The following is a 15,223-nucleotide window of genomic DNA, read 5'->3' on the forward strand; positions in this document are numbered from 1 at the left end:
TCATGAAATTGGGGCGCATGAAACTTTCCAAAGGCGCGATCACCACGGCGGCGCTCGGCATTTCCAGCGGGCTGAACTTCCTCTCGCTGATCGTCTGGACGCACCTGCTCAGCCCCGCCGAGTTCGGGACTTACGCGCTCGTCTCGGCGACGGTGCTGTTCCTCAATGCCGCGATCTTCGAGTGGCTGCGCCTCACCGCCTCGCGCCTGCTCTACGATCCCGCCGCCGAGCACCAGCTCAACCCGGACATCGCCAATGCGGTCTCCATGGTCTGCCTTGGGCTGATCCTGCTGCTGCTGCCGGTGGCGCTCTCGCTGCGCGCGTTCCAGATCCACTTCCTGGGCGTCGCGCCGGACTGGTGGCCCGCCATGTGGCTCTGGCTGTTCTCGGAAATGCTCTTCGCGATCAGCACCGTCACCGCGCGCCTGCGCCTGCTGAGCTGGCGCTTCTTCGCGATGATGACGCTGCGCTCTTCGCTCTCGCTGGCGGTGGGCGCGTTGCTCGTGTGGTTCTTCGACATGGGCGCGCTGGGCGTGGCTATCGGCATCCTCGGAGCGCAAATCGGCTGCGCGGTGCTCGGTAACGTGACCGACGCCGCCTGGCGGGAACTTCGTCCCTTCCGCGCCCGCCGCGCCGATCTCAAGGAAATCATGCGTTACGGCGCGCCGCTGATCGTCAGCTCCGGCCTCGGCTATGCCAGCGCCGTGGCGGACCGCTACATCGTATCCTCCACGCTCGGCAAGGCGGCGGTCGGGCAATACTCGGTCTCGGTGGACCTCATGCAGAAGACCGTCATCTTCCTGATGCTGGCGGTCAACCTCTCGGCCTATCCAGCCATCGTCCGCGCCTTCGAGAAGGACGGGCGCGAGGCGGGCGAGAAGATCCTGGCCGAGAACTTCATCGTCTACCTGATGATCGGCGCGCCGGCGGCGGCGATCCTGGCGGCGCTCTCGCCCGGCGTGGCGCGGCTTTTCGTCGGGCCCTCCTTCCGCGACACCGTGGCGATGCTGCTGCCTTACGTGGCGATCGCGGCGATCCTGAAGGCGCTGACGACCTTCCATCTCTCGGTCGCGCTGCAACTCGTCAAGAAGACCAAGCTTCTCATCATCTCGCCCGCCGTCAATCTGGCGCTGCTGGTGCCGAGCGGGATCATCGGCGTGAAGCTGGCGGGCCTCACCGGCATGGCGATCGGCATCGCCATCTCGCAGATCGGCAGCTTCGCGCTGTTCTATCTGGTGGTGAGCCGCCACGTCCGCACCCCGCTGCTGACGCGCGCCTCGCTCTTCGTGGTCGTGCTCTCGCTGGCGCTCGGCGCGGCGCTGGTGCCGCTCCGGGGCTTCAGCGAGCCGGTCGCCTGCCTCGGCCTGCTCGGCGCGGCGGGGGGCGTCTATTGCCTGGTGATCTGGCGCGGTCGCGGCTGGATCATGCGCAATAGTCAGAGCTGGAGCCCGGCGTGAAGGCGGACGCCCATCCTCGGCCTATTCCGCCAAGACCCGCTCCTGCTCCGCGCCGGTCCGAAAAGCGCAGCTTCGCCGCGCTCCTGACCGTGCTGACCGGCGGCGCCGTGCTGCTGATCATGGCGCGCGAGGTCTTCGGCGGGGCGGCGCGCTATTACTTCGACCGTTTCGGGCTTGGCCCGCTCTGGTTCGTTCCCGATCTCGCGGTGATCGCGGTAGTGCTGATGCGGCTGCTGCTCGCCGCCGTGACCCTGCGCCTGCCGACGCCGCTGATCTGGCTCTTCGCCGCGACCGTCGTGCAGATGGCGGTTGGCGTGGTGGTCTATCAAAATCCGGTCGCGGTGTTCTCCGGCTTCAAGCTGCTCTGCCCGGTGATCGCGGTGCTCATGCTGCCGCCCGGTTACATCAATGCGAAATGGTGGCGCACGGTCTGCCTCGTGCTGCTGGTCATGGGCATTGCCGGAGTCGCCGCCGATACCCGCATGACGATGCCCTGGACCGGCTATTCGGTCTCGCAGTTCGGTGTCGAGCGCGAGGCGGGCCGCGAATGGTGGATTCACGGTCAAGAGCGCATCGCCGGTCTCGGCGCCGCCAGCAGCGCCTCGGCCAGCATCCTGCTGCTGCTGGCGCTGATCGTCCTGCGACAGGCCCGTAACTGGCAGGTGCGCCTGCTGATCTACGTCGCGACGCTCTGGGCGCTGAACACCACGACCTCGCGCACCAACCTCATCGCGCTGGCCGTGGCGATGCTGGTGGATTTCTGGCCCTGGCACTGGTTCCAGAACCTCGGGCCGGGCCGTAAGTCGCTCGGCGCGCTGCTCTCGATCTGCTTCTTCCTGCCCGCGCTCGCCGGGCTGTGGCTGCTGGCGATCGACGGTGTCGGCGAGATCTCCGTGGGTATGAGCAGTACCGTCGTGCGCCTCCATGTCACCTGGCCGGGAGTCTGGGAGATGATCGTGGACGGCGGCCCCGCCACCGCGCTGCTCGGCCACGGCTTCGGTTCGGTCGGCCCGGCGGCGTTCTACACCGGGGTCTATGTCTCGCCGTTCAGCGCGGTGGACAACCTGTTCCTCTACATCCTCTACCAGTTCGGCCTGTTCGGGGTTCTGATGGGGGTGGAACTGATCCGCAGGCTCGTGCGCATTCCCCGGCCCGACCGCCACATCGGCTTCGTGATCGCGATCCTGTCGGCCACGATCAACTGCCAGGGCGCCGCGCCGCTGGTACTGATCGGCCTCGCCGCCTCGCTGGGCGCCTATCCGGCGCTGGCGAACACCGCGCGGCATGCGGGGCGCAAGGCGATCCACATGCTCCCCAAGCCGGGTTCAATGCCGGGCGCATGGCAGCCCCGAACACTCTGATGACGTACCGAGGAACCCATGAGAATTAAGGGCCTGGACGCCGCGCGCGGTGCGGCCATCGTCTTCGTCGTGTTCGGCCATGTCTGGCGCGGGCTGGACGGGCAGGGGCTGGTCGAGCCGCGCCTGTTCGAGACGATCGACCGCGCGGTCTACCTCTTCCACATGCCGGTGTTCTTCCTGATCTCCGGCATGCTGTTCAAGGCACCGGAGACGCTGCGGAACGGCCTTTCGCGCAGCGCCCTGAACCTGCTTTGGCCGATGTGCCTCTGGGCCTGGGCAGAGGGCTGCGTCCATCTCGTGACCGGCGCGGGCAACAAGGGTCGGATTTCGCCTTTCGAAGTGCTGACCTACCCGTTCCCGCCCAAGAGCGTGTTCTGGTTCCTGCTGGCGCTGTTCCTGTTCCAGGCGGCGGCGATGGTCCTGCGCGGCCGTATCGCGGCGACGGCCATCGCGGCGGGCAGCATCGCGGTGGTCGTTCTGGCGCAGCCGCAGGGGCTGACCGGCCAGATCGTCCAGCATGCGCCGTTCTTCTTCGTCGGTCTGCTGGCGGGTACGCGCTGGCTGGAAAAGGGCCTGCCGCTTGCCGCTTGCATCGCCGCATTCGTGGTGGCGGAAGTGGTGGCCTATACGCTCACAGTTACCCCTTTCGAGACCGTTCCCGCCTACCTCTGCGGCTTCGTGGCCTGCGCGGGTTTCCTCGGCTTCTGCCTGAGCGGCCCCGCTCTCGTGCGCAAGCTCGGCGAGCGGACGATGCCGATCTACCTTACCCACATCATCTTCGCGGCAGGCATGCGCGTGGTGCTGACGCGGCTCGGGCTGCGGGACGTCGCGACGGTGGTGCTGGTCTCCACCGCGGCGGGTGTGGTTCTGCCGCTGATCCTCTTCGAGATTTCGCGGCGCCTCGGCATGGCGGGCATTTTGGGCTTCGAACCACTGCGAAAGCGCCATGCCGTCATCAAGACCATTACCCCGAACTCCGCTCAGCCTGAGCTTGTCGAAGGCCCCTCGGCAGGGCACAGCGCCTGATCCTTCGACAGGCTCAGGATGAGCGAGTGTAGCGCTGGTGGTGCAAGCAATAAAAAAGGGGCCGCGTCAGCGACGCAGCCCCTCTCTCCCGCAAGGCCTGACAGATCAGACCTGATAGTAATCCCGATACCAGTCCACGAAGTTCGCAACGCCTTCCTTCACCGAAGTCGTCGGACGGTAGCCGGTAAGCTGCTGGAGCAGTGAAGCGTCGGCCCAGGTCGCGGGCACGTCGCCCGGCTGCATCGGCATCATGTTGATCTCGGCCTTCACGCCGGTCGCCGTCTCGATGGCGCGGACGAAGTCCATCAGCTGCACCGAATCCGAATTGCCGATGTTGACCGCGCGCCAGGGCGCCACCGGCGAGAGGCTGTCGTGCTCGGCAATGTCCTCGGCGCTTTCGGGGCGGACCGGGGCGCTGTCGATCAGGAGGCGGATGCCCTGCACGAGGTCTTCCACATACGTGAAGTCGCGCTTCATGTCGCCGTGGTTGTAGACGTCGATCGGCTTGCCGGCGAGGATGTTCTTGGTGAACTTGAACAGCGCCATGTCCGGACGGCCCCAGGGGCCGTAGACCGTGAAGAAGCGGAACATCGTGATCGGCAGGCCGTAGAGATGGGCATAGGAATGCGCCATCGCTTCATTGGCCTTCTTCGTCGCCGCATAGAACGACATCTGCGTATCGACCTTGTGAGTCTCCGCATAAGGCATCTCGGTATTGGCGCCGTAGACCGAGGAGGTTGACGCCATCAGCATGTGCTGCGGCGGATGGGCGCGCGCGGCTTCCAGCAGTTCGAAGACGCCGATCAGGTTCGCCTCGACATAGGCGCGCGGATTGTCGATCGAGTAGCGCACGCCCGCCTGCGCGGCGAGATTGACGACGATGTCCGGCTTCTCTTCGGCGAAAAGCTGCATCAGCCGGTCGGGATCTTCCAGCTTGCCCTTGATGAAGCGGAAGTGCTCGTTCTGGCTGAGCATCGCCAGGCGGCGCTCCTTCAGGGCGACTTCGTAGTAATCGTTGAGGCTGTCGAGGCCGATCACGCGAAAACCGTCATCCAGCAGTCTGCGACAGAGGTAGTACCCAATAAAACCCGCGGCACCCGTAATCAAAGCCGTGCGGGGGGCTGCCTTGCCGACGACGTCATCAGTCATGCTAAAGTCCAGATTTTGTGGAGATGTCCGCACTTTGTGCAGGTGCGGTGAAGTCTTGGCAAGTGACCTTTAGGGGCAGGCGTCCGAAGTGGGGAACGGGTGGCCGACAGTTTGCATCCGGTTGTCGGCAGTAGAACCGCTTTCGATGCGCGGTGCCATCCTACAAATTCGGGGGTTCGATGTGCCGTCCGAACGTGCCGATGCTTTTGCGGTGCAGCAATCTGCAGATCGGGCCGACCGTGCTCCTCGGCATGTCGACAGCGGCCGCCTTACAAGGGGGGCGATAAGGTGCGGCATTGGTAAATGACGTTGAAACTATTATTTTCTATCAACAAGATGTCTGCAAGATGAACGGGTCTGGCGAGGTGGTCGGGGAGTGCTCCGTCCGAATCGGCTATGCACATCATGAAGACGATGCTCCATTTTCGATCCCCGATATCGGCGTTGTTGGGGCGATGTTGGGTGCGGCGCAGCATCGTGATGCCGTGTCTGCAAAGGTCAATTTGCGGCTGCAAATGGATTCCGTCGCGTTACTGCACCCGATTATCCCATATTTTTGCGAAGCGCTTGAACCGTCAGGCGATCCTCGGCAGAGCATGCCTGCCCATTGGTAGCAGTTTCAGCGGCCGGAACTTTCCGATATGCCCCCCTTCGGAAGTTCCGGTCGTTGTTACCGGCGCTAAATTGCCGAACCTGCCCGCCGGGCCGGTCATAGGAGCGAAAATGAAGATCGCTGTTGCAGGCGTTGGTTATGTCGGTCTGTCGAATGCGCTGCTGCTGGCGCAGAACCACGAAGTCGTGGCGAAGGACGTCGTGCCTGCCAAAGTGGACATGATAAATGCCGGTCGCTCGCCGATCGTCGATGCCGAGTGCGAGGAATTCCTCCGCCGCGACGATCTGAATCTGCGCGCGACGCTCGATCCGGTCGAGGCCTATACCGGTGCAGACTACGTGATCATCGCCGCGCCGACCAACTACGACGAAGTGACCAATCGCTTCGACACGACGCTGGTCGAGGCCGTGATCCGCGAAGTCATGGAACACGCGCCCGATGCGGTCATGGTCATCAAGTCGACCATTCCCGTCGGCTTCACTACTGCGACCGCGCAGGCGATGGGTACGCGAAACCTGATCTTCAGTCCGGAGTTCCTGCGCGAGGGCAGGGCGCTTCACGACAATCTCCATCCCAGTCGAATCGTGGTCGGCGAGCAGTCGGAGCGGGCGAAAGTCTTCGCTGAACTGCTGCTGGAAGGCGCGATCAAGACGGATGTGCCGGTACTCTTCACCGATCCTTCCGAAGCCGAAGCGATCAAGCTATTTGCGAATACCTATCTCGCGATGCGTGTCGCCTACTTCAACGAGCTGGACAGCTATGCCCTGTCGCGTGGACTGGAAGCGCGGCAGATCATCGAAGGCATCGGCCTCGACCCGCGTATCGGCTCGCATTACAACAACCCGTCCTTCGGCTACGGCGGATACTGCCTGCCCAAGGATACCAAGCAGTTGCTGGCCAATTACCACGACGTGCCGCAGACCATCATCGGCGCCATCGTCGAGGCCAACCGCACCCGCAAGGACTTCATTTCCGATGCAGTCCTGGCGCGCAAGCCGAAGGTGGTCGGCTTCTACCGCCTGGTGATGAAGGCCGGTTCCGACAACTTCCGCCAGAGTTCGATCCAGGGCATCATGAAGCGGATCAAGGCCAAGGGCATCGAGACCGTGCTCTACGAGCCGAGCTATCCCGAGGCGAGCTTCTTCAACACCCCGGTCGAATCCGATCTGGAAACCTTCAAGCGGCGGGCCGACGTGATCGTCACCAACCGCATTCTACCCGAACTCGACGACGTGAGGGACAAGGTCTTCTCGCGCGACCTGTTCGGGTCCGACTAGCCTTTCGGCGCCACCGAAAACGGTTCGGCGCCGGCATGCAGGAGGCAAGAAATATGTCTATGTTTCAAGGCTTCCGATGCCGGCGTTGGACCATTTCGGTGGAGTCCCAAAGGGACGTCCGACCGGCCTTTCTCTATAAACGATGCGGCGCAAAGGCGGCAGGGGTGCTCCCTCCTGACGGGAGTGCTGCTGCGCGCTGATCGCGTCACGATCCTATTCGAAGGACCACTTGCCGATGAAACACAGTGTTCCTGTCGCCGAGACTCCAGCAGCAGGCTCACAGGCCCTGATCCGCGGCGAACGCATCGCTCTCGTCCATGACTGGCTTCCGGTAGTCGCCGGGGGCGAGCGGGTGCTCCAGCAGATGGCGCGCTGCACGCCGGGAAGCGATATCTACACGCTGTTCAACTTCCTGCCGGAGGAAGTGACGCGGGACGTCTTCGGTGCCGATCACCGGATCCATACGTCGGGATTGAACGATCTTCCGCTTGTCGAGCAGTATTACCGCTTCCTTCTTCTGCAATCGACCCGCGCGATCGAGGGTTTCGACTTGTCGGAACATGACGTCGTACTCAGTTCCTCGGCGGCGCTGGCCAAGGGGGTGATTACCGGGCCGGGACAGTTGCATGTCAGTTACGTGCACAGTCCTGCGCGCTATGCCTGGGATCTCACCCACGAATACATTGCCACGGTCGGCGGGAAACTGGGCGGGCTGAAGCGTGCGGTCGCGCGCGAGATGATGCACCGCTTCCGCCTCTGGGACATGCGCACGGCGCAGAGCGTCGATCATTACCTCGCGAATTCGCAGTTCATCGCCCGGCGTATCTGGAAGATCTACCGCCGTGAGGCGCAAGTGATCTATCCGCCGGTCAATACCGGCAACTTCGTGCCCGGCGAGGCTGCGCGCGGCAATCACTTCGTCACCGCCTCGCGCCTCGTGCCCTACAAGCGGGTAGAAATGATCGTCGAGGCCTTCAATCGCCGCCCGGACCTGCGCCTTCGTGTGATTGGCGACGGGCCGGACATGAAGAAGGTCCGCCAGATTGCGGGTCCGAATATCGAGGTTCTGGGGCACATTCCGTTCGAGCAACTGATCGCGGAATTCCAGACCGCGCGGGCCTTCGTCTTCGCGGCGCTGGAGGATTTCGGCATCGTTCCGGTCGAGGCGCAGGCCTGCGGAACGCCGGTGATCTGCCTCGGCAAGGGCGGCACGGCGGAAACCGTGCGGCCGCTCGGCGGCAGCGCGGCAACCGGCGTCTGGTTCGAGGAGCAGACGCCCGAGAGCCTGGTCGAGGCGATCGACCGCTTCGTGGAGGGCGAGGGAGACATTCGGCCGGAGGATTGCATCGCCAATGCCGCCAGCTTCGGCGAGGAACGGTTCCGTGAGCAGTATTCGGACTGTGTGAATAGTCTTATTAGCTGATGTACTTTACTTTCTGCATGGGAATCTGTGCGGGCGATCGATGCAATCGGTTTAATCGCCGCTGCAATTCGGATCGCTCCCTCTGCGGCATGGATGGAAGAGTTTGAAAGTACGACGAGAGGGGGCAGATCGCGGATCAACGCCCCCGCGCGGATTTGCCCTTCATTGTGCAGCGCGGTATAGTCAAGGCCAGACGATTGACCTGTATAGCGCAGTTCCAGGAGGACTCATGAAGCAGAGAAACGTGCCGGTTTCGGCGATCGCCATCAGCGCCCCTTTCGCTCCGGTCGCCGTTCGTTAGGCCTCCTGTACGACAGTATTTCTTTATCGAATACTGGAACAGGTCTGAATTAGTCCTGCCATGGCGAGCAGCGATATGCTCAGGAGTTCTGTCCGTTCAAACGGATAGGCCGAGAAGTTTCCGACACCTGCCGAACGAAACGATCGAGGGCAGGGTCTTGCATCCCGAACTGCAATCATAAGGAAAAAGCTCTGTCTGGGTCGTTAGCTGAGAAACGCGGCGTTATCGTGCCGAAAATCCGACCGGGCAATCCTGCGGTGCAGGCCGGATTCCTGATGCTGGTCGCGCTGCTTTTCGGTGGCGGCGGATCGGCGATGGGCCTTGCCAATCTCGTGGTGCAACTGGCGGGATTTGCCGTGCTGGCCTTCAACGGCCCGGCCGTCTTCGCCTTCTTCCGCACCGCACCGCGCGCGCTTGTCGTTCTGGTCGTGGCTACGCTGCTGCTGCCGCTCTTGCAGATCATGCCCTTGCCACCCGCGATCTGGCAGGTGCTGCCGGGCCGCGAGTTCGCGGTGCAATCGCTTGAACTGACCGGCGGCAGTCAGGTCTGGAAGCCTTTCTCGCTCGACCCCAACCGCACCGCGATCGCCTTCTTCGCCCTCGTTCCGGCGCTGGCGATTCTCGTGACGGCCTGGCAGCTTTCGCGCGAGGACAAACGCGGGCTGCTGATTCTGGTCGTCGGATGTGGACTGGCGGTCGTTCTGCTGGGGGCCCAGCAACTGGCGACCGGCAACCGCCATCTCGTTTTCTATGCGCAGACTTACGGTTCGCCCGACCTTCAGGGCACGTTCGCCAACCGCAATACCGGCGGGCTGATGCTGAATGTCGCGCTGGTGACGCTGGTCGCGGTGTTCCCCTTGCGGCAGATCCGCGCGATCTGGACTCTGGGCGGTGCGGCCACGGCGTTGTTGCTGGTCGTCGGCGTGGTGCTCACCCGTTCGCGGTCCAGCATGGCGCTTTTGCTCGTGCCCGCCGCGCTCGCGCTGTGGCGCTGGCTGCGCTGGCGCCGTCCGGCGCTCAACCGGCGCACCGTCATGCTGGCAGGCGCGCTGGTGCTGGTACTGGCGGGCGGTGCGAGCCTCCTCGCGAGCAACCAGCGGGTGCAAAGCGCTTTCGGCCGCTTCGATGCGGTGGAGGACGAGCAGCGCCCGCTGATCTGGAAGGATACCGTGGTCGCCGCCGGGCGCTATTGGCCGGTCGGCAGCGGCATCGGCTCGTTCGACGACGTGTTCCAACCCGACGAGGCGCTCGAAAACCTCAGCTATGGCCGTGCCCAGCGCGCGCATGACGATTTCCTCGAAGCGACGCTGGAATCCGGTGTGGTCGGGATCGCGCTGGTGCTGGGCTGGGCGGTCCTGCTCGTCCGCTTCGGCGTGCAGGCGCTTCGCCGCGGCGGCACAAGCCTTGCTGGGGCCGGAACTTTCGCGCTGGTCGCGCTTCAGTCGATTACCGACTATCCGCTGCGCAGCCAGACCATGCTCTGCCTTTTCGCGCTCATGCTGGCGCTGTTGGCCGATGCGGACCGGGAGGAACCCGAGAGCCGCCGTGCGCCACGCAGCGAAGCCCCCCGCAAGGCACGGCGACAGGGACAGAAGGACGGTCACCGTCCTTCCGCCCATCTTTAGGGATTCCCTGAACTTATGAACGAACTTCGGGTCAATCACCGCTCGCGTGGAAACAACAGGATGGCGGGACATATCTTGAACGATGCTTTTCTCGATCGGGTCGAACTGGAGCGCCCCACTCAGGGTGATCCCTATGGCGAGGAGTCCGGCCCGGACCTGACGGCGCTGCTCAAGACCATCATGGGCATGGTGCGCCGCAATCTGGCGCTGATCGCGGCCATCGTCGCGGCGACGCTGGTGCTCGGCGTGATCGCCACCCTGCTGATCGCCCCGCGCTACAGCGCGCAGGTGCGCGTCATGATCGAAGACCAGACGGACCAGATCATCGAGGGCAGCGAACTTCAGAAAGCCACCAATGTCCAGGACGCCGAGCGCTTCCTGCAGACCCAGCTCGGCATCATCCAGAGCCGCTCGCTGGCGGAAAGCGTGGTCGAGAGCGGCCGTCTCGACCGTGATCCCGCCTTCTACGAAGCGATGGGCAAGGACATGCCGACGCAGGAGGACGTGCTCAAGTCCGGCGGCACCAAGAAGCTCGACCAGATCCGGAAGGAAGCCGCGATCGAGGCGCTGCTCGGCAATCTCACCGTGGCGCTGCCGCCGGACAGCCGCATCGCCAGCATCAGCATGAGCAGCCGCAGCGCGGTCTATTCCGCCAAGCTGGCCCAGCTTTACGGCGAGCGCTACATCGAGCGGAACCTCAACCAGAAGTACGACAGTTCCTCTTACGCCCGTCGCTTCCTCGCCGACCAGCTCGACGAGGCGCGCGCCAAGGTCACCCAGTCCGAGCGCGATCTCAACCAGTACGCCAGCGCCGCCGGGCTGATCCGCGTGACCAGCCAGGGGCAGGACGGCAACCAGGAATCGGTCCTTTCCGTCACCAACAACAGCCTCGTCCAGCTCAACGACGCGGCGTCCAAGGCGACGGCGGACCGGATCGCCACGCAGGATCGCTGGCTGACTCTGGCAAAGGCCGCGCCGCTGGCCATTCCCGAGGTCAATGCCAATCCGGCGGTGTCGAACCTGCTGGCCGAAAAGGCCAAGGTCGAGGCCAGCCTGGCGGAAGAACGCACCCGCCACCTCGACGACTTCGCCACGGTGAAGTCGAAGCAGGCCGAGATCGCCGAATACGACAGCCGCATCGCCGCCATCTCGGATTCGATCAAGAAATCGGCCTATCTCGAATATCAGGCGGCGATGGAGCGCGAGAAGTCGTTCACCGGACAAGTGAACTCGCTGCGCGGCGAGGCGCTGAAGGAGCAGGATCGCGGCGTCCAGCTGGCAGTGCTCAAGCGCATCGCCGATACCAACAAGACGCTTTACGACACGCTGCTCTCGCGCTTCAACCAGCTCAACGCGACGGCGGGTGCCTCGTCGAACAACCTGACCCTGGTGGACCGCGCGGAAGTGCCGGCCAAGCCCTATTCGCCGCGCCTTCTGGTCAATATCGTCGCCTCGCTGGTGCTGGGCCTGGTCCTTGCCGCCGGGGCCGTGCTGCTGCGCGAAATCTTCGACGACGCGATCCGCTCGCCCGAGGATGTCGAGCGCAAGCTGGGCATGCCGCTGCTGGGTCTGATTCCGCTGGAGAAGGGCGGCGATGTGTCGAACCAGTTCGACGACCGCCGCTCGCGGGTCAGCGAGGCCTATCGCTCGCTTGTCACCAACTTGCGCTATTCGACCGCCAGCGGCCTGCCGGACGTGCTGATGGTCACCAGTTCGCGTCAGTCCGAGGGCAAGTCGACCACTGCCCGCGCCGTCGCCCACGACATCGCCGTACTCGGCAAGCGGGTGCTGCTGGTGGATGCCGACTTGCGGCGGCCGACGCTGCACAACTTCATGAGCGACCGCCAGGCGACCGGGCTGACCGACGTGCTGACCGGCGAGAAGACGCTTGAGGCCGCGCTCCAGCCCAGCGAGGTCGCGACGCTCAGCTACATGTCGGCGCTGCCCACGCCGCCCGATCCGGCGCTGATTCTCTCCGGCGAAGGGGTGGGCCACTTCATCGAGGAGGCGCGCCACAAGTTCGACGTGGTGGTGATCGATGCGCCGCCGCTGTTGGGTCTTTCGGACGCGGCGCTGCTGGCCAACCATGCCGACGGAGTGCTGTTCATGGTCGATGCCTCCAACTTCCATCGCGGCGCGGTGAAGTCGGCGCTGCGCCGTCTGGCTCTTATCAAGGCCAACATGCTGGGCGTCGTGCTCAACCGCTTCGCACCGAAAGTCGGCAGCGAGGACTACGACTACTACGCGGCCAATTATTACAGCTACGGCGAAAAGGACTGAGCGGGATGACCTCGCTCTTCGGCCGCGTGGCGTGGTTCGCGATCCTGGCTCTGGCCGCCGTTCTGGCGATCGGCGTCGAACTGGACCGCGAAGGGCGCCGCAATCCGAGCGCCGCGCTGCTGGTGCCCCCGCCGCTCCTTTCCTCCTCGCTGCAACCGCTGGCGCAGGCGGCTTACGGCGGCAAGCATGTCGATCAGGGGCTGGCGTTTGCCCAGGCAATGGTGCGCCGCCGCCCGGTGCCTGCCGAAGGGCTGGGGCTGCTCGCCTATGGCCAGCTCCAGAAGGGCGACAAGGACGCGGCGCTGCGATCGCTGATCCTGTCCGGAGACCGGGGCTGGCGCGACCGCTTCACGCAGGAGATGCTGGTGATGCTGGCGCTCCAGGCGGGCAAGTGGGATGTCGCGGCGCAGCGCACGGTCGCGCTCTGGCGGATCGGCATCAGCGACGACCGGCTCCGGGCCATGACCGCCGAACTGCTCTCGCGGCCTCAGGGCGCGGACGCCTTCGCGGCGCAAGTGGGCCGGGAGAAATACTGGGCCAATGCCTTCCTGCCCTGGTCCGGCCTGGCGATCGGGCCTGAGGCCTTGCGGAAAGTGGCCGGTTCCATGGCCCGCAAGGGCGCGCGGGTGGACTGCGCGGCACTGTCGCCGCGCACGCTGGCCCTCGTTCGCATGGGCCGTGCCGAAGCCGCGTCGATCCTCTGGCGGGACCTCTGCGCGAACGGGCGCTTCACGGAACCGACCGCCTTGGCCTTCCGCGAGGACCTGGGCGACGACGCGCCGATCGGCCCGTTCGACTGGCAATATCCCGAGGAGCCGGGGCTGGAGCGGACCTTTACCCAGGCCAAGAGCGGCACCGTGGTGCACTATCGCAACCGAGAACCGCTGCGCAGCGTCGTCGCCAAGCGCAACGCCTTGCTCAAGCCGGGCAACTACGTGGCCCATCTCGACGGTGCCGGGCGTGCCGAGGCGGGTATCCGGCCCATCGTGTTCCAGGTCATCTGCTACGCCAAGGACGGCAGCGGGCGGCGGCTGGGCAACGGGGAAATGAACGCCGACGGCACCCCCTTCTTCATCCCGGACACGCTCTGCGAAAGCCAGGAACTGATGTTCCTTTCCGGTCGGGGCGAAGGCGAGATCGGCAACCTGCAGATCGTGCCGCGTTAAGAGAGGACCTCCGATGCGCCGCTCCGGCTGGAGCGAGAGAGAATTAGGCTAAGTTGCTGCCCGAATGGCTGACTTGCCGAGCGGGCGGGGGACAGGGATACCTTTCCTCCGTTCATCTCCCCCGTTCGGAAGGACTGGAAGCGCCATGAAGATTGCGATGGTAGGATCGGGCTATGTCGGCCTCGTCTCGGGTGCCTGTTTCGCCGATTTCGGCCACGAGGTCGTCTGCATAGACAAGGACGAGGGCAAGATCCGGCGGCTGCTCCACGGCATGATGCCGATCTACGAGCCGGGGCTGGCCGAACTGGTGGAATCCAACGTCGCGGCAAAGCGCCTCTCCTTCACTACCGACCTTGCCGCGGGCATTGCGGGAGCGCAGGCGATCTTCATCGCCGTGGGCACGCCCTCGCGGCGCGGGGATGGCCATGCCGACTTGTCATATGTCCACGCCGTGGCGCAGGAAGTGGGCGAGCATCTGGCGAACGACGCGGTCGTCGTCACCAAGTCGACCGTGCCGGTTGGCACCGGCGACGCGGTGGAGCGGATCATCCGCGCCTGCCGTCCGGCGCACCGGGTCTCGGTCGTCTCCAACCCGGAATTCCTGCGCGAGGGCGCGGCGATCGGTGACTTCAAGCGGCCTGATCGCATCGTCATCGGCGCCGAGGACGACTTCGGCCGTGAGGTCATGCGCGAGGTCTATCGCCCGCTGTTCCTCAACGAATCGCCGATCCTCTTCGTCAGCCGCCGCTCCTCGGAACTGACGAAGTATGCGGCCAATGCCTTCCTCGCGGTGAAGATCACTTTCATCAACGAGATGGCCGACCTCTGCGAGAAAGTAGGCGGCAACGTGCAGGATGTCGCGCGCGGGATCGGCCTCGACAACCGCATCGGTTCGAAGTTCCTTCATGCCGGGCCGGGCTATGGCGGCTCCTGCTTCCCCAAGGATACCCTGGCCCTGCTCAAGACGGCGGAGGACTATGACAGCCCGGTCCGCATCGTCGAGGCGGTGGTCAAGGTCAACGACGCCCGCAAGCGTGCCATGGGCCGCAAGGTCGTCGATGCCCTCGGCGGAGTGGAGGCGGCGCGCGGCAAGCGGGTCGCCATGCTGGGGCTGACCTTCAAACCGAACACCGACGACATGCGCGATTCGCCTGCGATCGCGATCGCCCAGACCCTCGCCGATGCCGGGGTGAGGGTCGCTGCCTACGACCCCGAAGGCATGGAACAGGCCCGCCCGCTCATGCCCGAGGTGGAGATGAAGCCAGATACCTACGCCGCGATCGAGGGCGCCGATGCGGTCGTCCTCGTGACCGAGTGGGACGCTTTCCGGGCGCTCGATCTCGCCCGCATCAAGGCTATCGCCAAGGCGCCGGTGCTCATCGATCTGCGCAACGTCTATAAGCCGGAGCATCTGCGCGAGGCCGGCTTCACCTATCTCTCGGTGGGGCGCGGCACATCGGCGAAGGACAGGGTGCAGGATGCCGGGCCGATCCCGGCCTGAGGCGTTACCGACTGGAACCTGGATTGGAAGGCCCGCCCATCGGC

At 64.7% G+C, this 15,223-nt stretch carries 11 protein-coding genes; 10 read left to right on the plus strand and 1 reads right to left on the minus strand.

All coding sequences use genetic code 11. The annotated features are described in order from the left end of the window. The first annotated feature begins 17 nt into the window (after window positions 1–17). From AC4D6D_RS04400 to AC4D6D_RS04410, 3 genes are read left to right on the plus strand one after another with little or no spacing between them, the layout of a single operon-like run. A complete protein-coding gene (locus AC4D6D_RS04400; RefSeq protein ID WP_491326669.1) occupies window positions 18–1,457 on the plus strand; it encodes a lipopolysaccharide biosynthesis protein in 1,440 nt (479 codons plus the stop codon). Further along, window positions 1,454–2,818, plus strand: a complete 1,365-nt coding sequence (locus AC4D6D_RS04405) for an O-antigen ligase family protein (protein ID WP_491326670.1) — start codon at window positions 1,454–1,456, stop codon at window positions 2,816–2,818. Before AC4D6D_RS04400 ends, AC4D6D_RS04405 begins: the two co-directional genes overlap by 4 nt. A gap of 18 nt (window positions 2,819–2,836) precedes the next feature. Next, on the plus strand, window positions 2,837–3,844 hold the full coding sequence (locus AC4D6D_RS04410) for an acyltransferase family protein (RefSeq protein WP_491326671.1): 1,008 nt from the start codon (window positions 2,837–2,839) through the stop codon (window positions 3,842–3,844). A 105-nt stretch (window positions 3,845–3,949) separates the two neighbouring features. Here AC4D6D_RS04410 and AC4D6D_RS04415 read toward each other — a convergent pair whose 3' ends face one another. Further along, window positions 3,950–4,993 carry an NAD-dependent epimerase gene (locus tag AC4D6D_RS04415; RefSeq protein ID WP_491326672.1) on the minus strand — a complete coding sequence of 348 codons (1,044 nt, stop codon included), beginning with the start codon at window positions 4,991–4,993 and terminating at the stop codon, window positions 3,950–3,952. A gap of 296 nt (window positions 4,994–5,289) precedes the next feature. On the opposite strand from AC4D6D_RS04415, the gene AC4D6D_RS04420 reads away from it, so the two are divergent. The 7 genes from AC4D6D_RS04420 to AC4D6D_RS04450 all read left to right on the plus strand — a co-directional run bounded on the left by AC4D6D_RS04420 (window position 5,290) and on the right by AC4D6D_RS04450 (window position 15,179). Then, window positions 5,290–5,607, plus strand: coding sequence for a hypothetical protein (locus tag AC4D6D_RS04420; RefSeq protein WP_491326673.1), 318 nt, complete (start codon window positions 5,290–5,292; stop codon window positions 5,605–5,607). A gap of 109 nt (window positions 5,608–5,716) precedes the next feature. After that, the gene (locus AC4D6D_RS04425) at window positions 5,717–6,883 is read left to right on the plus strand and encodes a nucleotide sugar dehydrogenase (protein ID WP_491326674.1); all 1,167 of its coding nucleotides are present in this window, start codon (window positions 5,717–5,719) and stop codon (window positions 6,881–6,883) included. A gap of 235 nt (window positions 6,884–7,118) precedes the next feature. Next, entirely contained in the window at window positions 7,119–8,306 is a 1,188-nt protein-coding gene (locus tag AC4D6D_RS04430) for a glycosyltransferase (protein ID WP_491326675.1), read from the plus strand. A 528-nt stretch (window positions 8,307–8,834) separates the two neighbouring features. Next, window positions 8,835–10,232: an O-antigen ligase family protein gene (locus AC4D6D_RS04435; RefSeq protein ID WP_491326676.1), complete on the plus strand. Its 1,398-nt coding sequence runs from the start codon at window positions 8,835–8,837 to the stop codon at window positions 10,230–10,232. Between the two features lie 75 nt (window positions 10,233–10,307). Then, complete coding sequence (locus AC4D6D_RS04440) at window positions 10,308–12,512, plus strand: GumC family protein (RefSeq protein ID WP_491326677.1); 2,205 nt, start codon at window positions 10,308–10,310, stop codon at window positions 12,510–12,512. Window positions 12,513–12,517: 5 nt separating this feature from the next. Then, entirely contained in the window at window positions 12,518–13,678 is a 1,161-nt protein-coding gene (locus tag AC4D6D_RS04445; RefSeq protein WP_491326678.1) for a hypothetical protein, read from the plus strand. 145 nt (window positions 13,679–13,823) lie between these two features. Beyond that, window positions 13,824–15,179, plus strand: coding sequence for a UDP-glucose dehydrogenase family protein (locus AC4D6D_RS04450; protein WP_491326679.1), 1,356 nt, complete (start codon window positions 13,824–13,826; stop codon window positions 15,177–15,179). Window positions 15,180–15,223 lie beyond the last annotated feature (44 nt).

Source organism: Novosphingobium sp. BF6 (assembly GCF_058273105.1).

What these genes read in the sequence shown, in the direction of transcription:
- AC4D6D_RS04400 (WP_491326669.1), top strand. Translation starts at nt 18, where the DNA reads ATGAAACTTTCCAAAGGCGCGATCACCACGGCGGCGCTCGGCATTTCC.
- AC4D6D_RS04410 (WP_491326671.1), top strand. Translation starts at nt 2,837, where the DNA reads ATGAGAATTAAGGGCCTGGACGCCGCGCGCGGTGCGGCCATCGTCTTC.
- AC4D6D_RS04415 (WP_491326672.1), bottom strand. Translation starts at nt 4,993, where the DNA reads ATGACTGATGACGTCGTCGGCAAGGCAGCCCCCCGCACGGCTTTGATT.
- AC4D6D_RS04425 (WP_491326674.1), top strand. Translation starts at nt 5,717, where the DNA reads ATGAAGATCGCTGTTGCAGGCGTTGGTTATGTCGGTCTGTCGAATGCG.
- AC4D6D_RS04430 (WP_491326675.1), top strand. Translation starts at nt 7,119, where the DNA reads ATGAAACACAGTGTTCCTGTCGCCGAGACTCCAGCAGCAGGCTCACAG.
- AC4D6D_RS04445 (WP_491326678.1), top strand. Translation starts at nt 12,518, where the DNA reads ATGACCTCGCTCTTCGGCCGCGTGGCGTGGTTCGCGATCCTGGCTCTG.
- AC4D6D_RS04450 (WP_491326679.1), top strand. Translation starts at nt 13,824, where the DNA reads ATGAAGATTGCGATGGTAGGATCGGGCTATGTCGGCCTCGTCTCGGGT.